Origin of the sequence: Bacillus vallismortis, assembly GCF_040784915.1 — a bacterium.
In the GTDB taxonomy this organism is placed as follows: domain Bacteria; phylum Bacillota; class Bacilli; order Bacillales; family Bacillaceae; genus Bacillus; species Bacillus subtilis_G.
This window is the reverse complement of the sequence record NZ_CP160797.1, coordinates 3,655,770-3,678,967: the sequence shown is the minus strand read 5'-3', so window position 1 is coordinate 3,678,967 and position 23,198 is coordinate 3,655,770. Positions and strand designations below refer to the sequence as shown.

The 23,198-nt window shown below is 42.1% G+C and carries 27 protein-coding genes; all 27 read left to right on the top strand.

Translation table 11 applies throughout. From position 1 onward, the window contains the following. Positions 1-44 precede the first annotated feature (44 nt). The 27 genes from comFA (at position 45) to ABZM97_RS18260 (ending at position 23,180) form a co-directional block, all read left to right on the top strand. Positions 45-1,436: an ATP-dependent helicase ComFA gene (comFA, locus tag ABZM97_RS18390; RefSeq protein ID WP_367387505.1), complete on the top strand. Its 1,392-nt coding sequence runs from the start codon at positions 45-47 to the stop codon at positions 1,434-1,436. Positions 1,437-1,495: 59 nt separating this feature from the next. Further along, positions 1,496-1,792, top strand: a complete 297-nt coding sequence (locus ABZM97_RS18385) for a late competence development ComFB family protein (RefSeq protein ID WP_087991559.1) — start codon at positions 1,496-1,498, stop codon at positions 1,790-1,792. Beyond that, positions 1,756-2,478 (top strand): double zinc ribbon domain-containing protein, encoded by a 723-nt coding sequence (locus ABZM97_RS18380; RefSeq protein ID WP_202327956.1) that lies wholly within the window; start codon positions 1,756-1,758, stop codon positions 2,476-2,478. Before ABZM97_RS18385 ends, ABZM97_RS18380 begins: the two co-directional genes overlap by 37 nt. Positions 2,479-2,547: 69 nt before the next feature. Then, positions 2,548-2,967 carry a TIGR03826 family flagellar region protein gene (locus tag ABZM97_RS18375; RefSeq protein WP_148962628.1) on the top strand — a complete coding sequence of 140 codons (420 nt, stop codon included), beginning with the start codon at positions 2,548-2,550 and terminating at the stop codon, positions 2,965-2,967. A gap of 79 nt (positions 2,968-3,046) precedes the next feature. Continuing rightward, positions 3,047-3,313, top strand: a complete 267-nt coding sequence (gene flgM, locus ABZM97_RS18370) for a flagellar biosynthesis anti-sigma factor FlgM (RefSeq protein ID WP_087991557.1) — start codon at positions 3,047-3,049, stop codon at positions 3,311-3,313. 14 nt (positions 3,314-3,327) lie between these two features. Beyond that, positions 3,328-3,810, top strand: a complete 483-nt coding sequence (gene flgN / locus ABZM97_RS18365) for a flagellar protein FlgN (protein WP_087991556.1) — start codon at positions 3,328-3,330, stop codon at positions 3,808-3,810. Between the two features lie 18 nt (positions 3,811-3,828). Further along, on the top strand, positions 3,829-5,352 hold the full coding sequence (gene flgK / locus ABZM97_RS18360; RefSeq protein ID WP_087991555.1) for a flagellar hook-associated protein FlgK: 1,524 nt from the start codon (positions 3,829-3,831) through the stop codon (positions 5,350-5,352). Positions 5,353-5,361: 9 nt separating this feature from the next. Then, positions 5,362-6,258, top strand: coding sequence for a flagellar hook-associated protein FlgL (gene flgL / locus ABZM97_RS18355; RefSeq protein WP_087991554.1), 897 nt, complete (start codon positions 5,362-5,364; stop codon positions 6,256-6,258). Positions 6,259-6,304: 46 nt separating this feature from the next. Beyond that, the gene (locus ABZM97_RS18350; RefSeq protein ID WP_202327958.1) at positions 6,305-6,880 is read left to right on the top strand and encodes a DUF6470 family protein; all 576 of its coding nucleotides are present in this window, start codon (positions 6,305-6,307) and stop codon (positions 6,878-6,880) included. A 20-nt stretch (positions 6,881-6,900) separates the two neighbouring features. Further along, positions 6,901-7,332 (top strand): flagellar assembly protein FliW, encoded by a 432-nt coding sequence (gene fliW, locus ABZM97_RS18345; RefSeq protein ID WP_087991552.1) that lies wholly within the window; start codon positions 6,901-6,903, stop codon positions 7,330-7,332. Beyond that, positions 7,326-7,550, top strand: coding sequence for a carbon storage regulator CsrA (gene csrA, locus ABZM97_RS18340; RefSeq protein WP_202327959.1), 225 nt, complete (start codon positions 7,326-7,328; stop codon positions 7,548-7,550). Before fliW ends, csrA begins: the two co-directional genes overlap by 7 nt. Positions 7,551-7,694: 144 nt before the next feature. Further along, entirely contained in the window at positions 7,695-8,534 is an 840-nt protein-coding gene (gene hag / locus ABZM97_RS18335; RefSeq protein WP_087991550.1) for a flagellin Hag, read from the top strand. A gap of 233 nt (positions 8,535-8,767) precedes the next feature. Further along, positions 8,768-9,097: a flagellar protein FlaG gene (gene flaG, locus ABZM97_RS18330; RefSeq protein WP_367387053.1), complete on the top strand. Its 330-nt coding sequence runs from the start codon at positions 8,768-8,770 to the stop codon at positions 9,095-9,097. Positions 9,098-9,114: 17 nt separating this feature from the next. Beyond that, positions 9,115-10,611, top strand: a complete 1,497-nt coding sequence (locus tag ABZM97_RS18325; RefSeq protein WP_367387052.1) for a flagellar hook-associated protein 2 — start codon at positions 9,115-9,117, stop codon at positions 10,609-10,611. A 21-nt stretch (positions 10,612-10,632) separates the two neighbouring features. Continuing rightward, entirely contained in the window at positions 10,633-11,034 is a 402-nt protein-coding gene (gene fliS, locus ABZM97_RS18320) for a flagellar export chaperone FliS (RefSeq protein WP_087991547.1), read from the top strand. Beyond that, positions 11,031-11,372 (top strand): flagellar protein FliT, encoded by a 342-nt coding sequence (locus ABZM97_RS18315; RefSeq protein ID WP_087991546.1) that lies wholly within the window; start codon positions 11,031-11,033, stop codon positions 11,370-11,372. Before fliS ends, ABZM97_RS18315 begins: the two co-directional genes overlap by 4 nt. A 9-nt stretch (positions 11,373-11,381) precedes the next feature. Then, positions 11,382-11,759 carry a hypothetical protein gene (locus ABZM97_RS18310; protein ID WP_087991545.1) on the top strand — a complete coding sequence of 126 codons (378 nt, stop codon included), beginning with the start codon at positions 11,382-11,384 and terminating at the stop codon, positions 11,757-11,759. A gap of 190 nt (positions 11,760-11,949) precedes the next feature. Next, complete coding sequence (hpf, locus tag ABZM97_RS18305) at positions 11,950-12,519, top strand: ribosome hibernation promotion factor (RefSeq protein WP_087991544.1); 570 nt, start codon at positions 11,950-11,952, stop codon at positions 12,517-12,519. A gap of 168 nt (positions 12,520-12,687) precedes the next feature. Continuing rightward, complete coding sequence (gene secA, locus ABZM97_RS18300) at positions 12,688-15,213, top strand: preprotein translocase subunit SecA (RefSeq protein ID WP_087991543.1); 2,526 nt, start codon at positions 12,688-12,690, stop codon at positions 15,211-15,213. 69 nt (positions 15,214-15,282) lie between these two features. Further along, positions 15,283-16,384 (top strand): peptide chain release factor 2 gene (prfB, locus tag ABZM97_RS18295; RefSeq protein WP_141113398.1). Its coding sequence is split into 2 segments (ribosomal slippage): positions 15,283-15,354 and positions 15,356-16,384, totalling 1,101 coding nucleotides; the frame shifts between segments, so codons are not numbered across the junction. A 166-nt stretch (positions 16,385-16,550) separates the two neighbouring features. Continuing rightward, positions 16,551-17,393: a YitT family protein gene (locus ABZM97_RS18290; RefSeq protein ID WP_289348376.1), complete on the top strand. Its 843-nt coding sequence runs from the start codon at positions 16,551-16,553 to the stop codon at positions 17,391-17,393. 48 nt (positions 17,394-17,441) lie between these two features. Further along, positions 17,442-17,780, top strand: coding sequence for a cytochrome c551 (gene cccB, locus ABZM97_RS18285; RefSeq protein WP_087991541.1), 339 nt, complete (start codon positions 17,442-17,444; stop codon positions 17,778-17,780). A gap of 234 nt (positions 17,781-18,014) precedes the next feature. Further along, positions 18,015-18,701 carry a cell division ATP-binding protein FtsE gene (gene ftsE / locus ABZM97_RS18280; RefSeq protein WP_087991540.1) on the top strand — a complete coding sequence of 229 codons (687 nt, stop codon included), beginning with the start codon at positions 18,015-18,017 and terminating at the stop codon, positions 18,699-18,701. After that, positions 18,694-19,584, top strand: a complete 891-nt coding sequence (gene ftsX, locus ABZM97_RS18275; RefSeq protein ID WP_087991579.1) for a permease-like cell division protein FtsX — start codon at positions 18,694-18,696, stop codon at positions 19,582-19,584. Before ftsE ends, ftsX begins: the two co-directional genes overlap by 8 nt. 139 nt (positions 19,585-19,723) lie before the next feature. Then, positions 19,724-21,166 (top strand): carboxy-terminal processing protease CtpB, encoded by a 1,443-nt coding sequence (gene ctpB, locus ABZM97_RS18270; RefSeq protein ID WP_087991539.1) that lies wholly within the window; start codon positions 19,724-19,726, stop codon positions 21,164-21,166. Positions 21,167-21,549: 383 nt separating this feature from the next. Then, positions 21,550-21,903, top strand: a complete 354-nt coding sequence (swrA, locus tag ABZM97_RS18265; RefSeq protein WP_052331638.1) for a swarming motility protein SwrAA — start codon at positions 21,550-21,552, stop codon at positions 21,901-21,903. 80 nt (positions 21,904-21,983) lie between these two features. After that, a complete protein-coding gene (locus ABZM97_RS18260; RefSeq protein WP_367387051.1) occupies positions 21,984-23,180 on the top strand; it encodes a PDZ domain-containing protein in 1,197 nt (398 codons plus the stop codon). Positions 23,181-23,198 lie beyond the last annotated feature (18 nt).

Below are 23,198 nucleotides of genomic sequence, written 5' to 3'. Positions count from 1 at the left end.
AATTTCCATTCAGGCATACTGTCTCGAAAGGAGGCGGTGCTATGCTGGTTGAGCCAGATGAAAAGAACATTACTTTCTCAAAAGAATTACAGCAGACGCTCCAAGGCCGTCATTTGCTCAGAACTGAACTCCCCTTTTCCGATGAGATGATTGAATGGCATATCAAGAACGGCTATATCTGCGCTCAATACTCTATATCCAAAAATAAACGGGAGTATAGGTGTAATAGGTGCGGCCAAAATGATCAGCGGTATTTTTCTTTTTATTACTTATCTAGAAAGAAGCAGCTGTATTGCCGTTCCTGTGTCATGATGGGCAGAGTGAGCGAGGATGTGCTTTTATATTCATGGAAAGAGGAAGATGAATCCCGTTGGAAGCCTATCAAGCTGACTTGGAATGGCAAGCTCTCAAGCGGACAGCAAAAAGCTGCCAATGTCTTAATTGAAGCAATATCAAAAAAAGAAGAGCTTCTCATCTGGGCGGTTTGCGGCGCTGGCAAAACAGAGATGTTATTTCCCGGTATAGAATCAGCGTTAAACGAAGGATTGCGAGTATGTATTGCAACACCCCGCACCGATGTTGTATTAGAGCTTGCTCCGAGACTCAAGGCCGCCTTTCAGGGCGCTGACATTGCGGCACTTTACGGAGGCGGCGAGGACAAAGGGTGTTTATCTCCGCTTATGATTTCCACCACACATCAGCTTTTGCGATATAAAGACGCGTTCGATGTTATCATCGTTGATGAAGTTGATGCTTTTCCGTATTCCGCTGATCAAACTCTTCAATTCGCTGTTCAAAAAGCTAAAAAGAAAAACAGCACCCTTGTTTATTTAAGTGCAACACCCTCTAAAGAATTAAAAAGAAAAACACTGAACGGACAGCTGCATTCAGTTCGCATTCCAGCAAGACACCACCAGAAACCTTTGCCAGAACCGCGCTTTCTATGGTGCGGAAACTGGAAAAAGAAATTAAACCAAAACAAAATTCCGCCAGCGGTAAAAAGATGGATAGCGTTTCATGTGAAAGAAGGGAGGTCTGTGTTTTTATTTGTTCCCTCCGTTTCTGTTTTGGAAAAGGCAGCTGCCTGCTTTAAAGATGTTCATTGCCGAACAGCGTCTGTTCATGCGGAAGATAAGGACAGAAAAGAAAAAGTAAAGCAATTTAGAGACGGTCAGTTTGATCTTTTAATCACAACAACAATATTAGAGAGAGGTGTCACTGTCCCCAAGGTACAAACAGGGATATTAGGGGCCGAATCGCCTATCTTTACGGAAAGCGCACTTGTGCAAATCGCAGGAAGAACCGGCCGGCATAAAGAACACGCGAACGGCGATGTTATTTTCTTTCACTACGGAAAAACAAAGAGCATGCTGGATGCAAAAAAGCATATAAAAGAAATGAATGCATTGGCGGCAAAAAATGAAAGAACAGACTAGTTATTATTTGAAAACATGGTACAGTATACTCATATAACCGATGATGAGGAGCTGTAAAAATGCTTGTCAATTCCAAAGAAATCGTAATGAAAGAACTGCTCGACCGATATATGGACCAGCTTCATATGACCTGTACTTGCCAAGTATGCAAAAACGATGTGTTGGCACTTTCTTTAAATAAAGTAAGACCATCCTATGTCACTGATCTTAAAAAGATCGCATATACGAAAGCTGAGCTGGTAGATAAACAAAAAAACACGGCTATGCTTGTGATTTTGGCTGAATCTGCTGCTGTGGTATCAGAAAGTCCAAACGATTTATGCCAAACGAAGCAGGAGGAGGAATTCATAAACTGATCTGTCTATTATGCGATTCGCAATTTTCTCAAGCTGTTACATGGAAAGCTCTTTTTTTATTAAAGACTGACGAAAAGGTCTGTCATTCCTGCAGAAGCAAATTAAAGAAAATCACAGGACATATCTGCTCGCTGTGCGGCAGGCCTCAATCCATTCATGCGCTATGCAGGGATTGCGAGGCGTGGAAATCAAGGGTCAGTGACAGCTTGCTGCTGCGCCAAAACCGTTCAGTTTACACATATAATGAAATGATGAAAGAAACACTCTCCCGTTTTAAATTTAGAGGAGATGCAGAAATCATAAATGCGTTTAAAAGTGATTTCTCTTCAACTTTCTCAGAGGTTTACCCCGATAAGCATGTTGTTCTCGTTCCTATTCCGCTGAGCAAGGAACGGGAAAAAGAGCGTGGATTTAACCAGGCACAGCTCCTCGCAGAATGCTTAGACCAGCCTATCCGCCATGCCCTCGTTCGCTTGAATAATGAGAAACAGTCTAAGAAAAAGAAAAAAGAACGCCTTCTTTCAGAGCGTATTTTTGATACAAAAAATAACTCAGTTGAAGGTATGAATATCATTTTAATAGACGATCTTTATACAACAGGCGCTACCTTGCATTTTGCAGCCCGCTGTTTATTAGAGAAAGGAAAAGCCGGTTCAGTGGCATCTTTTACCTTGATCAGAAGCTAAATGATTCTGTTTTTATGCCGATATAATCACTAGAAATTAACAGATATATTATCGAGAAGGAGAAAAAAGATGGGAGAACTGGCTAATTGTCCGAAATGCAATGCTTTATTTTTAAAAACAAAGCTGCAAACCATATGTCAGGCGTGTATTAAGGAAGAAGAAAAATCATTTGAGATTGTATATAAGTTTTTAAGGAAACAGGAAAACCGGCAATCAACTTTGAACCACATAACAGAGGAAACAGGTGTAGAAGAAGAGCTGATATTAAAATTCATCAGTCAGAAACGGATTCAAATCACTCATCTTCCTAATTTGGCATACCCATGTGAGAGGTGCGGGACATCGATTCGGGAAGGCAAATTCTGCAAGGCTTGTCAGTCAGATATAAAGGCTCAAATGGATCATTTGGACCATGAGGATACCTTGAAAACCGAGAGGGAAAATAGTAAAAAAGACACGTACTATGCCTATAATACCAAAAACAGCTGATTCCCTAAACTAACTGAAACCGCAGTCGATAAAAGGGTTAGATTGTTTAAAGACTGCAACGGAAAGCGAGAGGAATCCTATGAAAATCAATCAATTTGGAACACAATCCGTTAATCCATACCAAAAAAATTATGAAAAGCAAGCGGTGCAAAAAACTGCTGCACAGCCTAAAGATAAAATTGAAATTTCATCACAGGCTAAAGAAATGCAAAATGCATCTGATGCAGTCACTGGTTCACGCCAGGAAAAAATTGCGCAGCTTAAAGCGCAAATTGAAAACGGGTCATACAAAGTGGACGCAAATCATATAGCGAAAAATATTGTTAATTTTTATAAAAAGCAATAAAAAGGAGAAAGCCCATGTCAGCAAAGCCAATTATTGACCAATTGAAGCGACTTTGCGTTCTGCATGAGCACCTGCTCACGCTGTCTCAGGAAAAGACGGAAGCGCTCAAGGCCGGCAAAACAAAAGAGCTTTCTAACATTTTGACAAAAGAGCAAAAATATATACAAGCAATCGGACAGACAGAAGATGACCGGATCAAAGCAACTTCCGCCTTTCTCGGATACAGTGAAAACAACACCATTTCCGCATGTATCGCCAAAACTTCAGGCAGTGAAAAGGAAGCGCTGGAACAACTATATGAGTCTCTTTCTAACGCTATCGGACGTCTGAAGGAAGTGAATGAGATGAATAGGCAGCTGACGAGAGACGCGCTGCAATTCATTTCAATTTCGTACGATATGCTGGTTCCTAAGGAAAATAACTTCAATTACAGCAAATCAATTAAAGCTGAGCTCCCGAAGAGCAGCCGAATGAAACTATTTGATTCAAAAGCTTAGCAGAAAGGAATTCAGAATATGACATCTACCTTTATGGGGCTTGAAACTGCAAGGCGGGCGTTAAGCGCTCAGCAGGCAGCGTTAAGCACTACCGCAAATAACGTGGCAAATGCCAATACAGACGGTTATACAAGACAGCGGGTCTCATTGGAAGCAACTGACTATTTTCCTGCTGTATCAAAAAACGCAGAAAAAACCGCGGGACAAATGGGAACGGGTGTTCAAGGCAAGTCAGTTGAGAGAATAAGAGATATCTTTCTTGACTACCAATACCGTCTTCAAAACAACAGTGCGGGTTACTACGACACCAAAGCCAAAGCTTTGTCCCAAATGGAAGGCATCTTAAATGAGACGGATGAAAGCGGCTTAAACAGTGTGCTCAATTCGTTTTGGAATTCCCTTCAGGAGTTATCAAACAATACAAACGAAGACAGCGCGCGTTCTGTTGTTGCTGAAAAAGGAAAAGCTTTAGCAGAAACGTTTAATTATCTTTCTGAATCACTAACAAATGTTCAATCAAACTTAAAAGCGGAGCTAGATACTACTGTATTAGATGTCAATTCTCTGCTTTCTCAATTAAACAGTTTAAATAAGCAAATTGCGCAAGTAGAGCCGGTCGGGCTTCTTCCGAATGGTTTATATGACCAGCGGGATTTGCTGATCGATAAATTATCCTCAATGGTTGATATCAAACTCAGCTATAACAAATCAGGCGGGAATGCACTTGCTTCTGCTGAAGGAACTGTATCAATTGATATCCTCGATAAAAATAAACAGTCGCTGGGAACTGTTTTGGACGGTAAAAATTATGAGGTTTCAGAACTTGCAGCCAATTATGATAATGAAACGGGTTTAGTATCAAGTATTTCAATCGGAGGCGCTGCTGTACAGGCTGAGTCATTCAGCAGTAAGGGATCCCTTTTAGGATTTATAGAGTCTTACGGATATGTAACAGCAGGCGGCGAAGAAAAGGGCGCATACCCTGATATGCTTTCTGACCTTGATGATATGGTGCTTGAATTCGCAAAAGCTTTCAATGAAGTGCATAGAAATGGTTTGACCAAAAGCGGCGAGCAAGGCGGGGACTTTTTTGATTTTACCGGCGGTGAAACGGAGCCGGCAAAAGGAGCAGCAGGCAAGATTAAAATTGCTGACAGCATCTTAGATTCAAAAGGCGCGAACATTGCTTTCTCACTGACTGGCGCAGCCAATGATAATGCAAATGCAACAAAGCTAGCGAATGTTTTAACCGGCGATATCACCATTAATGGAAAAAATACAAGTGTGCTAGATTACTATGCAGGACTGATTGGCGAGCTTGGAATTAATGCACAAGAAGCGAATCGGCTCGCGTCTAATACTGAAACACAGCTTAATGACGCCGACATCAACCGTCAGCAAATGAGCGCAGTTTCTTTAGACGAAGAAATGACGAATATGATTCAATTCCAACACGCATACAATGCTGCTGCGAGAATGGTGACTTTACAAGACGAAATACTCGATAAAGTGATCAATGGCATGGGTGTCGGAGGAAGGTAGGTAGATCAAATGAGAGTAACACAAGGCATGATTCAGCAAAACTCATTGAGATATATCGGTTCAAGCTACTCGAAGCTGGATAATCTTCAATCACAGATTTCTTCAGGGAAAAAAATCTCAAAGGCGTCCGACGATCCTGTCGTAGCTATGAAAAGCTTAAAATACCATACGCAATTATCTCAGGTTCAGCAATATCAAAGTAATGCTTCTCAAGCTTTTACCTGGCTTGAAAATACAGAAACAAACATTACTGAAGGAATTGACATTTTAGCGAAAGTCAAAGATTTAGCTATTAAGGCTGAAAATGATACAAATGGTGAAGATGAGCGGCAAGCGATTGGCGTAGAAGTAAAGCAGTTAAAGGATCAGCTTTTAAAAATTGCGAATACACAAGTGAACGGCAGATATATCTTTAATGGAACGAATTCAGACACGCCTCCGGTTACTGATAACGGAGACGGAACTTATACCATTTCCGATACTGCTGATGTTGTGGTCAATATATCAAATAATATGAACTTAAAAGTGAATTCAGATCCAAAGTCAGCCTTTGGGGGTACGTCTGAAAGCGGACAAAATGTATTTGAAATGCTTGACTCATTTGAGCAAGCACTTAGTTCCGACTCACTCGATGGCATGGACAATCTTTTAGAGGATATTGATCAATTTTCTAACGGCATGAGCGCTGAACGTTCTGATCTCGGTGCAAGATATAATCGTCTTGAACTGATTAATACTAGGCTTTCAGCTCAAGAAGAAACATCTACAAAAGTGTTGTCTGACAATGAAGATGTAGAACTGGAAAAAGTAATAACAGAATTTATTGCGCAGCAAAGCGTGCATAGGGCTACTCTTGCTGTAAATGCGCAAATTGTTCAGCCTACATTGATTGACTTTTTAAAGTAAGCGGCTCTCAGGAGTTCGCTTTTTTTATAGTTTAGGAGGTAGAGTGATGCAAATTCCCAGATTGACTATGCACAGTGTTCAAGGGAAAATCGGTTTAACGACGACGCCCGCCACCCTAAAAATGGAGCAGCCGCAAGCCGATCTCGAAATTGAACAGCCAAGCGCGGAAATGGAAATATCGGTAATTAACGGAAAACTCACGATTGACCAAACGCAAGCATGGGAAGAATTAGACAGAAAACATGTTTTCAAGAGAATTGAAGAAGCCGCCCAACAAGGGCATGAGGATGTAATGGAGGGGATAGCCCGAACTGTAGAAGAAGGAGACGAGCTTATGAGGATTGAAAATAAAGGGAATCCAATTGCTTCACAAGCAAAGAGGAACTCTGAAATGCAACAAATTCAATTAGGTGAACATTATGCTCCGTCTCTTTCAAGAGTGAAAATACAATACACCCCGTCAGAGCTTGATATTCAGATTACGCCGCAAAAGCCTGTCATTCAGGCTGAACCGAATAAGCCAATTGTTCAATATACGCCGGGGAACGTTAAGGTTGACATGCTGCAATATCCTGATTTAAAAATAGATGTAGAATACCCGAAAGAATCATCCGAAAAGTAAACAGAAAAGGATCGTGAACAATGATCATTCATACGAAGTACCATGGCCAAATGAACGTAAAAGAAGAACAAATTATTCTTTTTGATAACGGGATTCCAGGCTTTTTAGAAGAAAAACAGTTCGTCATTCTTCCGCTTTCAGAGGATTCTCCATTCGTGGCGCTGCAGTCCGTCACTACAGAAAATCTTGCGTTCATTGTTGTCAGTCCGTTCATCTTTTTTAAGAATTATGAATTTGACCTTGATGAATCAACAGCTGAACTTTTGGATATCGATAATATTGAAGATGTGGAAGTCATGACCATATTGACCATGGCGGAGCCGTTCGAAAAATCGACTGCCAATTTATTGGCTCCCATTATTGTGAATCGCAAGAACATGAAGGCAAAGCAAGTCGTTTTACACGACTCCTCATATACGACAAAGCATCCGATTGGAGGAGAATCATGCTAGTTTTATCGCGGAAAATAAACGAAGCGATTCAAATAGGTGCTGATATTGAAGTGAAAGTCATTTCGGTTGAAGGTGATCAAGTGAAACTGGGAATTGACGCCCCAAAGCATATTGATATTCACCGAAAAGAAATATACTTGATCATTCAGGAAGAAAACAACCGTGCGGCAGCGTTATCCAGCGATGTGATCTCCGCATTATCCTCACAAAAAAAGTGAGGATTTTTTTGTTTTTCTATTAACAAAATCAGAGACAATCCGATATTAATGATGTAGCCGGGAGGAGGCGTAAAGACTCCTCCAGCTATAAAAAAAGTGAGGCACAAGGACGTGCCAAAAACATATTCAGGGAGGAACAAAACAATGAGAATTAACCACAATATCGCAGCGCTTAACACACTGAACCGTTTGTCTTCAAACAACAGTGCGAGCCAAAAGAACATGGAAAAGCTTTCTTCAGGTCTTCGTATTAACCGTGCGGGAGATGACGCAGCAGGTCTTGCGATTTCTGAAAAAATGAGAGGGCAAATCAGAGGTTTAGAAATGGCTTCTAAAAACTCTCAAGACGGAATCTCTCTTATCCAAACAGCTGAGGGTGCATTGACTGAAACTCACTCAATCCTTCAACGTGTTCGTGAGTTAACTGTTCAAGCGGGTAACACTGGTACTCAAGACGCAACGACAGACCTTGTAGCAATTCAAGATGAAATTAACAACCTTCTTGATGAGGTAGATGGAATTTCTCAACGTACAGCGTTTAACGGTAAAAAACTTCTTGATGGAACTGAAACAGCGGGATTCACTTTCCAAATTGGTGCCAACAAAACTCAACAACTAACAGTTAACATTGGTGATATGAGTACTGCTGCTACAGGCCTTGATATGTTAAAAGCAGATTACGTTGTTACAACAGCTACAGCAGCTAACACAGATGCACTTTTAGACAAAGTTGATTCTGCCATTAACAAAGTATCTTCTGAGCGTGGTAAACTTGGTGCGGTACAAAACCGTCTAGAGCACACAATCAATAACCTTGGTGCTTCTTCTGAAAACTTAACTGCTGCTGAGTCTCGTATCCGTGACGTTGACATGGCGAAAGAGATGAGCGAGTTCACAAAGAACAACATTCTTTCTCAAGCTTCTCAAGCGATGCTTGCTCAAGCGAACCAACAGCCGCAAAACGTACTTCAATTGTTACGTTAATTTTAAAAAGGACCTTGGCGTTGCCGGGTCCTTTTTTTATATGTTTAACTCCGAATGATTCCCCTGCTATATATCGTTAACTCATGATATAATAATCGGATTCTCCGTTAACTTGGTGAAAGTATATCTAAATAAGAAATATAAAACGAATGATTTTTTTTCCAAAAAATATGTGTAATCTTCTCTCTACTCAGTCGATATAAACTTTAGATTGGGGCATAGGGGATGATCAATTGAACATTGAAAGGCTCACTACGTTACAACCTGTTTGGGATCGTTATGATACCCAAATACATAATCAAAAAGATCATGAGGGTGAGGTTCCTGTTCAGCAAGTTTCATATACCCATCTCGCTGAAATGGTAGGGGAAATGAACAAGTGTTTGGAACCTTCGCAAGTTCACCTGAAGTTTGAGCTCCATGAAAAGTTAAATGAATACTATGTAAAGGTAATAGAGGACTCTACAAATGAAGTTATTCGTGAAATTCCGCCGAAACAGTGGCTTGATTTTTATGCGGCTATGACTGAATTTCTTGGGCTATTTGTAGATGAAAAAAAGTAGATGAGGAGTGGTTTGAAATGGTTATGAGAATATCAGGTTTGGCGTCAGGAATGGATATAGATGATATCGTCTCAAAACTGATGCAGACAGAAAGAGCGCCGCTTGACAAGCTGACGCAAAGAAAGCAGACACTCGAATGGCAGCGTGACAGCTATCGTGAAGCAAACTCAAAAATAAAAGAATTGCAAGATTATATGTCTAAAAATACGCTGACATATCCAAGTACGTATCAGAGCAAAACAGTGACAAGCTCCAATGAGTCTGTGTTAACTGCTACAGGAAGCTCAACCGCGCCAAACTCTTCTTCTACGATTGAAGTAGCAAGCTTGGCAACGGCGGCAACGTATAAGGCCGATAATTATGCGGGATACACACAAGGCGACTATAATTTGGCGTTTAACGTTGTGGCGCCTGGCGAGACAACGGCAAAAACCGTCAACATTAGTGTGACGAGCGCTGAGACGATTGATAATGTGATTTCTAAAATTAACACCTCCGATCTCGGAGTATCAGCGTTTAAAGATAAAATTTGGAACGGTACCGAGTATGTAGAAACGATTGCGTTTTCTTCTAAAGCAACAGGCTCAGGAGGCAGCATTCAGGCAGCGGATTCTGCTACTGCCGACTTTGTGTCCGGCCAGCTTGGTTTTTCTTTAGACGCAGACAATAAGCTTACTGCTTACAAAGAAGGAACCAATGCAAAAGTCACAATTAATGGCTTTGAAATGGAGAAGCTGTCAAACAACTTTACCGTGAATGGCGTTACCTACTCGCTCAAAAATACAACAGCAACTACAGGCCCTGTTACCACATCTGTTTCTACTGATGTTGACGGAATTTATAACCAAATTAAAGAGTTTGTAGATAAATACAATGAATTGGTTGACAGCCTGAATGAAAAGCTTCAGGAAGAAAAATACAGAGACTATACGCCGCTGACAAGTGAACAAAAAGAAGCAATGTCCGATAAAGAGGTAGAACTCTGGGAAGAGAAGGCGAAAAGCGGTTTGCTGAGAAATGATACCAGTATCAGCACGGGTACGAACCAAATGAGAACTGATTTTTACTCTCAAGTAACAGTTGATGGGAAAAATCATCAGTTAACTGAATTTGGCATCACAACCTCAAGCGCTTACCAATTACGGGGACATTTAGAGATTAATGAAGATAAACTGAAAGCAAAAATACAAGAAGATCCGCAAAGTGTTGCCGCTTTATTCACAAACGGAACGAACAGCAGCCCTTATAGTGAAAAAGGGATTATGAAACGCATCGGTGATACACTGAAAAGCACAGTGAAAAGCATAGAAGCAAAAGCCGGCAACTCGACAATGGGAACTGATAACTACTCAATCGGTAAAAATTTAAACACGATCAACACTGATATCACTAAAATGCAGGACCGATTGAATACAGTTGAAAACCGCTACTATAAAAAATTCAGTGCAATGGAGTCTGCGATTCAAAAAATGAACGAACAATCGTCCTATTTATCACAGCTTCTTGTACAATAAAAGTAATTTGGAGGATGACACATGGCGATCCAAAATCCTTATACAGCTTATCAGCAAAATTCAGTGAATACCGCTACACCTGGTGAACTGACGCTTATGCTGTATAATGGCTGTTTGAAATTTATAAGACTTGCATCCCAGGCCATTGAGAATGATGATATGGAACGTAAAAATGAAAATTTGATTAAGGCGCAAAATATCATTCAGGAATTAAATTTTACACTGAACCGTAACATTGAGCTTTCCAATTCCATGGGTGCGATGTACGACTATATGTATCGAAGATTGGTGCAGGCAAATATCAAAAGTGATACGAGCATGCTGGCTGAGGTTGAAGGCTATGTAACAGATTTTCGCGATGCATGGAAACAAGCCATTCAAACTGAACGGAAGGATCGGCACGGATCAGGCGGGATGGCATGAATAACATAGATCGACTATACACTGAGACGAAGAGTATGCTGTCACACATACAAGATACACCGGAAAGCGATGAACTTTTAGCGCAAATTGAAGACTTTGTGGCTAAACGGTCTGAACTTATTCAGAAGATATCTCTGCCGCTTTCAGAAGAGGAACAAAAGCAGATGAGGCTTGTCCTGACATGGGATCAGCTTATTGTGAAGGAAATGGAAAGACTGAAGCAGTCAATTGCAGGCGAGCTTCAGCAGGTAAAAAGAAAACGCGCGATGCATACGACGTATTTAAACCCTTATAACAACATCACGATTGACGGCAGATATTATGACAAGCGTAAATAGGTGAGTGCCGTGAAGAGCATTGAAGATTATACGCTTTTATCAGCTTATTATCATCTTCTTTTTACCATTGAGGAAGGGCTGTGTTATTTGATAGAGGCTGAACAAAATTTATCAAAAACAGAAGGGGATCGGATCTACCAAGATCTGATCCAAGCCTTTTTTTATTTGGATTCAACACATTCAACACTTCTTTTTATTATGAATACCGGGTGTGCTGAATTGTGTATTAAAGCATTTGACGAAATTTTTGCGGAGTTTGACCAATTGGTTTCTTTCTCTTTTCCCTCTCAAGAGTTTTGCGAGTATTTAAAAGAACATTTTCTGATTCATTATAGAAAATGGATGCAGTCCATTCATCAATGTATGGAGCCCTTTGTAATCAATTAGGCGAGGGTGAGGTATTTGTTTCTTACAATCGGCATATACATATACCTCCGAACCGCCAATAACAACAGCATATAAAACATAATTCGACAAAGTTCACTGAATTTTCACAAAAAGTTTACGTTTCGGCAGGAATTGTGAAGGGTAAAGGAGAAATAGATACATATCCTTAATAAAAGGGAGGCGTTCTTTGATGAACTATAACATCAGAGGAGAAAATATTGAAGTGACACCCGCGTTGAAGGATCATGTCGAGAAGAAGATCGGCAAGCTGGAGCGTTATTTTGACCATAACGTGAATGCCGATGTGAACGTCAACTTGAAATTTTACAATGACAAGGAGTCTAAAGTTGAGGTTACGATTCCGATGACAGATCTGGCGCTTCGGTCCGAGGTGCATAACGAGGATATGTACAACGCAATTGATCTCGCAACAAACAAACTGGAACGTCAAATCCGTAAGCATAAAACGAAAGTAAACCGCAAATTCCGTGAGCAGGGCTCTCCGAAATATCTATTAGCGAATGGTCTCGGCTCTGATACAGATATTGCGGTTCAGGATGAAATAGAAGATGAGGATAGCTTGGACATTGTCCGTCAGAAACGCTTTAATTTAAAGCCGATGGATAGTGAAGAAGCGATCTTGCAAATGAATATGCTCGGCCATAATTTCTTTGTTTTCACCAATGCGGAAACAAACCTTACAAATGTCGTATACCGCAGAAATGATGGGAAATATGGCTTGATTGAACCGACTGAATAATGAAGCGCAGCCTTCCGTGATCTACACGGAAGGTTTTTGTTTTTTCTTATTTGCAAATTCTTTGGAAATAACACAAGGTATGATATGATAATGAGAGGTATACATGGGCTAGTAAATTATTTATACATGCCTGCAAATCAGGCATGTGAAGATAGAGGAGCGTTATAAATGCTTGGAATTTTAAATAAAATGTTTGATCCAACAAAACGTACGCTGAATAGATACGAAAAAGTAGCTAACGATATTGATGCGATTCGCGGAGACTATGAAAATCTCTCTGACGATGATCTGAAACATAAAACGATTGAATTTAAAGAGCGCCTTGAAAAAGGGGCGACAACCGATGATCTTCTTGTTGAAGCATTCGCCGTTGTTCGGGAAGCTTCGCGCCGCGTAACCGGCATGTTTCCGTTCAAAGTCCAGCTCATGGGGGGCGTGGCGCTTCATGACGGAAATATCGCGGAAATGAAAACAGGGGAAGGGAAAACGTTAACGTCTACTCTGCCTGTTTATTTAAATGCGTTAACAGGTAAAGGCGTGCACATCGTGACTGTCAACGAATACTTGGCGAGCCGTGATGCTGAGCAAATGGGGGAAATTTTCGAGTTTCTCGGTTTGACCGTCGGATTGAATTTAAACTCATTGTCAAAAGACGAAAAGCGGGAAGCTTATGCCGCAGACATTACTTACTCCACAAACAACGAACTTGGCTTCGACTATTTGCGTGACAATATGGTTCTTTATAAAGAGCAGATGGTTCAGCGCCCGCTTCATTTTGCGGTAATAGATGAAGTTGACTCTATTTTAATTGATGAAGCGAGAACGCCGCTTATCATTTCTGGACAAGCTGCAAAATCCACTAAGCTGTACGTACAGGCAAATGCTTTTGTCCGCACGTTAAAAGCAGAGAAGGATTATACGTATGATATCAAAACAAAAGGTGTACAGCTGACTGAGGAAGGAATGACGAAGGCGGAAAAAGCGTTCGGCATTGATAACCTGTTTGATGTGAAACATGTCGCCCTCAACCACCATATCAACCAGTCTCTAAAAGCACACGCTGCGATGCAGAAGGACGTTGACTACGTTGTGGAAGACGATCAGGTTGTTATTGTTGATTCGTTTACGGGGCGCCTGATGAAAGGCCGCCGCTACAGCGAAGGCCTTCACCAAGCGATTGAAGCGAAGGAAGGGCTTGAAATTCAGAACGAAAGCATGACCTTGGCGACAATTACGTTCCAAAACTACTTCCGGATGTATGAGAAACTTGCCGGTATGACAGGTACGGCTAAGACAGAGGAAGAAGAATTTCGCAACATCTATAACATGCAGGTTGTCACGATCCCTACTAACAAGCCTGTTGTCCGTGACGACCGTCCGGATTTAATTTACCGTTCGATGGAAGGGAAGTTTAAGGCGGTTGCGGAGGATGTCGCACAGCGTTACATGACGGGACAGCCTGTTCTTGTCGGTACGGTTGCGGTTGAAACGTCTGAACTGATTTCTAAGCTGCTCAAAAACAAAGGAATCCCGCATCAAGTGTTAAACGCCAAAAACCATGAACGTGAAGCGCAGATTATTGAAGAGGCCGGCCAAAAAGGAGCAATTACAATTGCGACAAACATGGCGGGGCGCGGAACGGACATTAAGCTTGGCGAAGGCGTAAAAGAGCTTGGCGGCCTTGCTGTTGTCGGAACGGAACGACATGAATCACGCCGGATTGACAATCAGCTGCGAGGGCGTTCTGGACGTCAGGGAGACCCGGGGATTACCCAATTTTATCTTTCTATGGAAGATGAATTGATGCGCAGATTCGGAGCTGAGCGGACAATGGCGATGCTTGACCGTTTCGGCATGGACGACTCTACTCCAATTCAAAGTAAAATGGTATCCCGCGCGGTTGAATCGTCACAAAAACGCGTCGAAGGCAATAACTTCGATTCACGTAAACAGCTTCTGCAATACGATGACGTTCTCCGCCAGCAGCGTGAGGTCATTTATAAGCAACGCTTTGAAGTCATTGACTCTGAAAACCTGCGTGAAATCGTTGAGAATATGATCAAGTCTTCTCTCGAACGTGCAATTGCAGCCTATACGCCAAGAGAAGAGCTTCCTGAGGAGTGGAAGCTTGACGGTCTTGTTGAGCTTGTCAACACGACTTATCTTGATGAAGGCAAGCTTGAGAAGAGCGATATCTTCGGGAAAGAGCCGGATGAAATGCATGAGCTCATTATGGATCGCATCATGACCAAATATAATGAAAAAGAAGAGAAATTCGGCGAAGAGCAAATGCGTGAATTCGAAAAAGTCATCGTCCTTCGCGCCGTTGATTCAAAATGGATGGATCACATCGACGCAATGGATCAGCTTCGCCAAGGGATTCACCTTCGAGCTTACGCGCAGACAAATCCGCTTCGTGAGTATCAAATGGAAGGCTTTGCGATGTTTGAGCATATGATTGAATCGATCGAGGACGAGGTTGCAAAATTTGTGATGAAAGCTGAGATTGAAAACAATCTGGAGCGTGAAGAGGTTGTACAGGGCCAGACGACGGCTCATCAGCAGCAAGAAGGCGACGATAACAAAAAAGCAAAAAAAGCACCGGTTCGCAAAGTGGTTGATATCGGCCGAAATGCCCCATGCCACTGCGGAAGCGGGAAAAAATATAAAAATTGCTGCGGCCGGGCTGAATAGTTCGTACGGGCAAGGTTACTGACCGCGGCGCCAGCAGGCGCCTGCGGATCTTTTAATGAGGTGAATGGAATGGAATTATCAGAAATTAGAGCAGAGCTCGAAAATATGGCTTCTCGTTTAGCGGACTTTAGGGGGTCTCTTTGACCTCGAATCAAAGGAGGACCGCATTGCTGAGCTAGATGAACAGATGTCTGATCCGGAATTCTGGAATGATCAGCAGAAAGCCCAAACAGTCATAAATGAAGCAAACGGTTTAAAGGATTATGTCAATTCATATAAAAAATTGAGTGACTCCCATGAGGAATTGCAAATGACTCATGATCTTTTGAAAGAAGAGCCGGATCCAGACCTCCACCTTGAGCTTGAAAAAGAACTAAAATCATTAACAAAAGAGTTCAATGAGTTTGAGCTTCAGCTTCTTCTCAGTGAGCCGTATGATAAAAATAACGCGATTTTAGAATTGCACCCTGGTGCTGGCGGTACAGAGTCACAGGACTGGGGCTCTATGCTTCTTAGAATGTATACCAGATGGGGAGAGCGCCGCGGCTTTAAGGTGGAAACGCTCGATTACCTTCCAGGTGATGAGGCTGGAATTAAATCAGTCACATTACTGATTAAAGGACACAACGCTTACGGTTATCTCAAAGCAGAAAAAGGTGTCCATCGTCTCGTGCGGATTTCGCCGTTTGATTCATCAGGCCGCCGCCACACGTCTTTCGTTTCATGTGAAATCATGCCTGAATTTAACGATGAGATCGATATTGATATTCGTACGGAGGATATTAAAGTTGATACGTATCGCGCAAGCGGAGCGGGCGGACAGCACGTCAATACGACCGATTCAGCCGTTCGGATTACTCACTTGCCGACGAATGTGGTTGTGACGTGCCAAACGGAGCGCTCACAAATTAAAAACCGTGAAAGAGCCATGAAAATGCTGAAGGCCAAGCTGTATCAGCGCAGAATTGAAGAACAGCAGGCAGAGCTGGATGAAATTCGCGGTGAACAAAAAGAAATCGGCTGGGGCAGCCAAATCCGCTCTTACGTATTCCATCCGTATTCTATGGTAAAAGACCATCGCACCAATACAGAAATGGGGAACGTTCAAGCGGTAATGGACGGAGACATTGATACATTTATTGATGCCTACCTGCGTTCTAAGCTTTCATAAGCAGAAAAACACACCTGATGTACGCAGGTGTGTTTTTTCATTCTTTCATATCCTTGATTCCACTGATGCTTTAGCATATTACCACTGTATTTTGGTGTTATTTACATCTGGTCAGGGAAGGATTAAAATGCTATCGGAGAGCATTGGAAGAAACGGAGGATATACAATGGATCGGAATCAAACACTTCGGGTTTTACGTGATTATGTATACATACTGATAGGAGCAGCGATTACAGGTGTGTCCTTTAATGTATTTTTGCTTCCAAACAAGATTGCTGCCGGCGGTGTCAGCGGAATCAGCACGATTTTGCAGTCATATGGTTTTGAAGCAGCTTATGTACAGTGGATTATTAATATTCCTTTATTTATTGCCGGTATCATTTTACTCGGCGGAAAATTTGGGCTTAAGACACTTGCGGGTTCTGTTTTTTTGCCGCTTGTTGTGTTTTTGACAAGAGATATTCAGCCGGTCACCCATCATGAGCTCTTAGCGGCGATTTTTGGCGGCGTCGGTATCGGTGTCGGAATTGGCATTGTGTATTTAGGGAAAGGGTCGACGGGAGGAACGGCCTTGGCTGCGCAGATCATTCATAAGTACTCCGGTCTGTCATTGGGAACGTGCCTTGCCATCATTGACGGCTTGATTGTCGTTACGGCTATGATCGTATTTAATATTGAGCAAGGCTTATATGCTATGCTTGGCGTCTTTGTATCCAGCAAAACTATTGATGTTGTTCAAGTCGGCTTTAATCGTTCAAAAATGGCGCTCATTATTACAAAGCAGGAGCAGGCGGTCAAGGAAGCCGTTTTACAGAAGATTGACAGAGGCGTGACGAGAATTTCCGCGGTCGGCGGATATACTGACGATGACCGTCCGATTTTAATGTGCGTTGTTGGGCAAACTGAATTCACCAAATTGAAACAAATCGTCAAACAGATTGATGAGTCAGCTTTTGTGATTGTGGCGGATGCAAGTGAGGTACTGGGCGAGGGTTTCAAACGCGCTTAAACGAGGTTATAATATGGAAGAGATCGTAAAGGAGTTGTGCTTCTCAACATGAAATCAAAGTTATCGATACTAATGCTTGTATTTGCGCTTTCTGTTCTGTTGGCTGCCTGCGGTTCAAATGATGCAAAAGAAGAGAAGACAGACACCGGCAGCAAGACTGAAGCCTCTGCATCTGAAGGGGAAGAATTATATCAGCAAAGTTGCGTAGGCTGCCACGGCAAGGATTTAGAAGGTATGTCAGGGCCTAATCTCCAAGAGGTAGGAGGCAAATATGACGAAGACAAAATTGAAAGCATTATTAAAAACGGACGCGGCAATATGCCGAAAGGGCTTGTAGATGATAACGAAGCCGCTGTTATTGCCAAATGGCTGTCAGAAAAAAAGTAAGTTGAGAAAATCTTTGCCTCAGTGCAGGCAAGGATTTTTTTATGCCATGACAATTTGAATGAAAAGAAACTGTAATAGTATTATGTCTAAATTTGACGTATAATGAAGTGTGTTGAAAAATGAAACTTTCAGATTTTTCGTCTTTTTACAAATGAATGAGTCATAAATTGTCGAATGCATTCGAAGAGTATGACCGTGTGATAGATAAAATGATATAAAAGATTAGGTGATTTCATGATAGAAATGAAGGAAGTATACAAAGCCTATCAGAATGGCGTAAAAGCGCTCAATGGTGTGTCTGTTGCCATTCATCCGGGCGAGTTTGTTTATGTTGTCGGTCCGAGCGGAGCGGGTAAATCTACTTTTATTAAAATGATATACAGAGAAGAAAAACCGACAAAAGGACAGATTTTAATTAATCATAAAGATCTTGCTACCATTAAAGAAAAAGAGATTCCTTTCGTGCGCCGTAAAATAGGTGTTGTCTTCCAAGATTTTAAGCTTCTGCCGAAACTTACTGTTTTTGAAAATGTGGCGTTTGCCCTTGAAGTAATTGGAGAACAGCCGTCTGTCATTAAGAAACGGGTGCTTGAAGTGCTTGATCTTGTTCAGCTGAAACATAAAGCGAGACAATTTCCTGACCAGCTTTCAGGCGGGGAGCAGCAGCGTGTTTCTATTGCCAGATCAATTGTGAACAACCCTGATGTTGTCATTGCTGATGAACCTACAGGAAACCTTGATCCGGATACGTCCTGGGAAGTCATGAAGACGCTCGAGGAAATTAATAACCGCGGGACAACAGTCGTGATGGCGACACATAATAAAGAAATCGTAAACACCATTAAGAAACGTGTCATTGCAATCGAAGATGGTATCATTGTGCGTGATGAGTCAAGAGGGGAGTATGGTTCATATGATTAAAATTCTCGGGCGCCACTTGCGTGAGAGTTTTAAATCTCTCGGGAGAAACACATGGATGACGTTTGCATCCATTAGTGCTGTAACCGTTACGCTGATTTTAGTCGGCGTGTTTTTAGTGATTATGCTGAATTTGAATAACATGGCTTCGAATGCTGAAAAACAAGTCGAAATCAAAGTTTTGGTTGATCTGACTGCAGATCAGAAGGCGCAGGACAAGCTGCAGAACGATATTAAAGAACTAAAGGGCATTCAGAGCGTCAATTTTTCATCAAAAGAAAAAGAGCTTGACCAGCTGGTTGACAGCTTTGGTGACAGCGGAGAATCCCTGACAATGCAGGATCAGGAAAACCCGCTTAATGATGCGTTTGTCATCAAAACGACAGATCCGCATGATACGCCGAACGTGGCTAAAAAGATTGAAAAAATGGATCATGTCTATAAAGTCACTTACGGAAAAGAAGAGGTCAGCCGTTTGTTTAAAGTGGTTGGCGTTTCCCGCAACATCGGAATCGCTTTAATTATCGGCTTGGTATTTACGGCGATGTTCTTAATTTCCAATACCATTAAAATTACAATTTTCGCAAGAAGAAAAGAAATTGAAATCATGAAGCTTGTCGGCGCGACGAACTGGTTTATCCGCTGGCCGTTTTTCCTTGAAGGATTGCTGCTTGGTGTATTCGGCTCAGTGATTCCGATCGCACTGGTGCTGAGCACTTATCAATACGTCATCGGATGGGTCGTTCCGAAAGTTCAAGGATCATTTGTCTCTCTTCTTCCTTATAACCCATTTGTATTCCAAGTTTCGTTAGTGCTGGTTGCAATCGGCGCAGTGATTGGGGTATGGGGAAGTCTGACTTCCATCCGCAAGTTTCTGCGAGTATAAAGAAAAAAAGCTGTCCCGCTTCCGGGGCGGCTTTTCTTTTGCCTTCTTTTTCTTCTATGATTACATGAAATCTCCATCCTTTACATATACTATCTCTAGGTTTTGATAAAGACAGTCTGGCATACAGGAGGAGTATAGGATGAATCAAAAAATAATGGCTGTGATAGCAGCGGGGAGCATGCTCTTCGGAGGCGCCGGTGTATATGCGGGAATGAACCTGCTTGAGATGGATAAGCCCCAGACTGCAGCTGTTCCTGCGACCGCACAAGCTGACTCTGAACGGGATAAGGCCATGGAAAAAATCGAAAAAGCGTATGAGTTAATTTCGAATGAGTACGTAGAAAAAGTTGATAGAGAAAAGCTGCTCGAGGGAGCCATCCAAGGAATGCTGTCAACGCTAAATGATCCTTATTCTGTCTACATGGACAAGCAGACGGCTAAGCAATTTTCTGATTCTCTTGATTCCTCGTTTGAAGGCATCGGAGCTGAAGTTGGTATGGAAGACGGCAAAATTATTATTGTTTCTCCATTTAAGCAATCGCCGGCGGAGAAAGCCGGACTCAAGCCCAATGATGAAATTATCAGCATCAATGGAGAATCAATGGCCGGTAAGGATTTAAACCAAGCTGTACTAAAAATAAGAGGAAAGAAAGGCTCCAGTGTTTCAATGAAGATTCAGCGGCCGGGGACGAAGAAGCAGCTGTCATTCCGGATCAAGAGAGCTGAAATTCCGCTCGAAACGGTTTTTGTTTCAGAGAAAAAAGTGCAAGGGCATACTGTCGGCCATATCGCCATCTCTACTTTTTCAGAGCATACCGCGGAGGACTTCGCAAAAGCGCTGGGCGACCTTGAGAAAAAAGGAATTGAAGGGCTTGTCATTGATGTACGCGGCAACCCGGGCGGTTATCTGCAAAGTGTAGAGGAAATTCTTAAACACTTCGTCACAAAGGATCAGCCGTATATTCAGATTGCTGAACGTAATGGAGATAAAAAACGTTATTTTTCAACATTGACCCGTAAAAAAGCGTATCCTGTCAATGTGATCACGGATAAAGGGAGCGCCTCCGCATCGGAAATTCTTGCCGGCGCATTAAAAGAAGCGGCCCATTATGATGTTGTAGGCGATACGTCTTTTGGTAAGGGAACGGTTCAGCAGGCTGTTCCGATGGGAGACGGCAGCAACATTAAATTAACCCTTTACAAGTGGCTGACGCCAAAGGGAAATTGGATTCATAAGAAAGGAATTGAGCCGACCATTGCCATTAAGCAGCCTGATTATTTTTCCGCTGGCCCCTTGCAGCTGAAGGAGCCGCTTAAAGCGGATATGAACAATGAGGATGTCAAGCATGCTCAGGTTTTATTAAAAGGTCTCAGCTTTGATCCGGGACGTGAAGATGGCTATTTCAGCAAAGATATGAAAAAAGCGGTTATGGCCTTTCAGGAACAAAATAAGCTGGTTAAAACGGGCGTAATCGACACGCGCACTGCAGAGTCATTAAATCAGCAGATAGAAAAGAAAAAATCCGATGAAAAAAATGATTTGCAGCTCCAAACAGCGCTGAAATCATTATTTGTCAATTAAAGGAGATGGTGTTCCATCTCCTATTTCTTTATACTTAACGAGAAAGTGAATCATAAGTCACATAAAAAATGAGTTTTTAACAAGAAATTAAAAAAATTTTCACAAATAAACATTTATAAAGGACTTGTATTACCCGATATCAATAGAAGAGAGAGACTTTCTAACGAGATAATATGTATTTAAAATGAAACTTTTGCAAGTTGCCTAGTCTTTGTTTACTTCATACAATATAAGAAGGTTCTAAAAAGAACAGTAATCAGGTTTAAGGCAGCTGAACGACAGGTATTTAAAGAGTAACGTTAGCGAGAATGCTTGTTAGCACTCCAGTACTGCTGCTTATACTGGCCCGTGCTTATCTGTATAAAGAAAATGGGGGTTCACAATTGAAGAGGGCAAGTATTGTGCGTGAAAAAAAATATTATGAATTAGTGGAACAATTAAAAGACAGAACACAAGATGTAACATTTTCGGCTACAAAAGCACTAAGTCTTCTTATGCTGTTCAGCAGGTATTTGGTCAATTACACCAATGTCGAAACAGTAAATGAAATCGATGAAGAGTGTGCCAAACATTATTTTAATTATTTAATGAAAAATCATAAGCGATTAGGAATCAATCTGACAGATATCAAAAGGTCGATGCACCTGATCAGCGGTTTATTGGATGTGGATGTGAACCATTATTTAAAGGATTTTTCACTATCGAATGTCACGCTGTGGATGACGCAGGAGGGATAAACCATCCTGAGGATATCCAAGTCATTTAATATTTGATAGAATATGAGTAATATGTTTGGCTTGAGGCGGTGAAAAAGATAGTGTCTGTTCAATGGGGATTTGAACTGTTAAAAAGTGCGGGCCTGTTCTTCTTACACCCGCTTTTCTGGTTTTTTATCATCATAAGCCTTGCTTTCGGCTATGTGAGAATCAAACGGGAACGAAGAACCTTTCATACAAAAATAGCGGATATTTATGATGATCTAAAATTCACTTATACAAAGGGACTGATTCCCGGTCTCGTTTTGTCAGTTGTTTTAGGTATACTCGGAATCTCGATTCCTCTCGGTATACTTGCAATTATTGCCGTTATCACTGCGGCGGCAGCGCTTACTCTTCGCGCCAACTGGATGTCTGCTGCATATATCGTCAGTATGAGTATGCTGATAGGTTTTGGACTGCAAATGAATCAAGCGGAACCTTTTCTAGAGAGATTTCCGCAAGGGTTTGCGGTCGTTTGGCCGGCTATGGCTGTTTTTTTAGGCTTGCTGATTATTATTGAGGGAGCGGTAGCTTATCGATCTGCACACGTGAGAACATCACCGGCACTTGTCGTGAGCAGCCGCGGTTTGCCTATCGGCCAGCAGCTGGCAAACCGGATATGGCTTTTGCCGCTGTTCCTTCTCGTGCCCGGGAACGGATTAGAATCGCATCTCAGCTGGTGGCCGGTGTTTACTGTTCCCGGCGGGTCATTCCATTTTCTATGGATTCCTTATTTTGTCGGGTTTGGGCAACGGGTGCAGGGGTCGCTGCCTGAAACGAGCATAAGGATCACAGCGAAACGCATTTGTATTCTGGGCCTTGCCGTCACAGCTCTCGGTGCAGCGAGCTTACTGTGGGCGCCGCTTGCGGGAGCAGCCGTCTGTGCAGCTTTGTTAGGACGTATCTTTCTGTCTATTAAGCAAAGAGCGAACGATAACGCGGCACCGTTTTATTTCTCAAAACGTGATCAAGGCTTAATGGTGCTTGGTATTATACCAAATACGCCAGCTGAGGATCTGGAATTGAAAATTGGGGAAATCATTACGAAGGTTAATGGCATACCCGTTAAGAATGTATCCGATTTTTATGAAGCGCTCCAGCATAACCGTGCGTATGTGAAGCTTGAAATTATCGGTTTGAACGGGGAAATTCGTTTTGATCAGCGAGCTTCTTATGAGGGAGAACATCATGAATTAGGTATCCTTTTCGTAAAGGATGAACGTGAAGACGAAGCAGCCGCTTTGTCTGGGTCGTAAAAGACAGCCCGGCACCGC

What these genes read in the sequence shown, in the direction of transcription:
- ABZM97_RS18385 (WP_087991559.1), top strand. Translation starts at nt 1,496, where the DNA reads ATGCTTGTCAATTCCAAAGAAATCGTAATGAAAGAACTGCTCGACCGA.
- ABZM97_RS18380 (WP_202327956.1), top strand. Translation starts at nt 1,756, where the DNA reads ATGCCAAACGAAGCAGGAGGAGGAATTCATAAACTGATCTGTCTATTA.
- ABZM97_RS18375 (WP_148962628.1), top strand. Translation starts at nt 2,548, where the DNA reads ATGGGAGAACTGGCTAATTGTCCGAAATGCAATGCTTTATTTTTAAAA.
- flgM (WP_087991557.1), top strand. Translation starts at nt 3,047, where the DNA reads ATGAAAATCAATCAATTTGGAACACAATCCGTTAATCCATACCAAAAA.
- flgN (WP_087991556.1), top strand. Translation starts at nt 3,328, where the DNA reads ATGTCAGCAAAGCCAATTATTGACCAATTGAAGCGACTTTGCGTTCTG.
- flgK (WP_087991555.1), top strand. Translation starts at nt 3,829, where the DNA reads ATGACATCTACCTTTATGGGGCTTGAAACTGCAAGGCGGGCGTTAAGC.
- flgL (WP_087991554.1), top strand. Translation starts at nt 5,362, where the DNA reads ATGAGAGTAACACAAGGCATGATTCAGCAAAACTCATTGAGATATATC.
- ABZM97_RS18350 (WP_202327958.1), top strand. Translation starts at nt 6,305, where the DNA reads ATGCAAATTCCCAGATTGACTATGCACAGTGTTCAAGGGAAAATCGGT.
- fliW (WP_087991552.1), top strand. Translation starts at nt 6,901, where the DNA reads ATGATCATTCATACGAAGTACCATGGCCAAATGAACGTAAAAGAAGAA.
- csrA (WP_202327959.1), top strand. Translation starts at nt 7,326, where the DNA reads ATGCTAGTTTTATCGCGGAAAATAAACGAAGCGATTCAAATAGGTGCT.
- hag (WP_087991550.1), top strand. Translation starts at nt 7,695, where the DNA reads ATGAGAATTAACCACAATATCGCAGCGCTTAACACACTGAACCGTTTG.
- ABZM97_RS18325 (WP_367387052.1), top strand. Translation starts at nt 9,115, where the DNA reads ATGGTTATGAGAATATCAGGTTTGGCGTCAGGAATGGATATAGATGAT.
- fliS (WP_087991547.1), top strand. Translation starts at nt 10,633, where the DNA reads ATGGCGATCCAAAATCCTTATACAGCTTATCAGCAAAATTCAGTGAAT.
- ABZM97_RS18315 (WP_087991546.1), top strand. Translation starts at nt 11,031, where the DNA reads ATGAATAACATAGATCGACTATACACTGAGACGAAGAGTATGCTGTCA.
- hpf (WP_087991544.1), top strand. Translation starts at nt 11,950, where the DNA reads ATGAACTATAACATCAGAGGAGAAAATATTGAAGTGACACCCGCGTTG.
- secA (WP_087991543.1), top strand. Translation starts at nt 12,688, where the DNA reads ATGCTTGGAATTTTAAATAAAATGTTTGATCCAACAAAACGTACGCTG.
- ABZM97_RS18290 (WP_289348376.1), top strand. Translation starts at nt 16,551, where the DNA reads ATGGATCGGAATCAAACACTTCGGGTTTTACGTGATTATGTATACATA.
- cccB (WP_087991541.1), top strand. Translation starts at nt 17,442, where the DNA reads ATGAAATCAAAGTTATCGATACTAATGCTTGTATTTGCGCTTTCTGTT.
- ftsE (WP_087991540.1), top strand. Translation starts at nt 18,015, where the DNA reads ATGATAGAAATGAAGGAAGTATACAAAGCCTATCAGAATGGCGTAAAA.
- ftsX (WP_087991579.1), top strand. Translation starts at nt 18,694, where the DNA reads ATGATTAAAATTCTCGGGCGCCACTTGCGTGAGAGTTTTAAATCTCTC.
- ctpB (WP_087991539.1), top strand. Translation starts at nt 19,724, where the DNA reads ATGAATCAAAAAATAATGGCTGTGATAGCAGCGGGGAGCATGCTCTTC.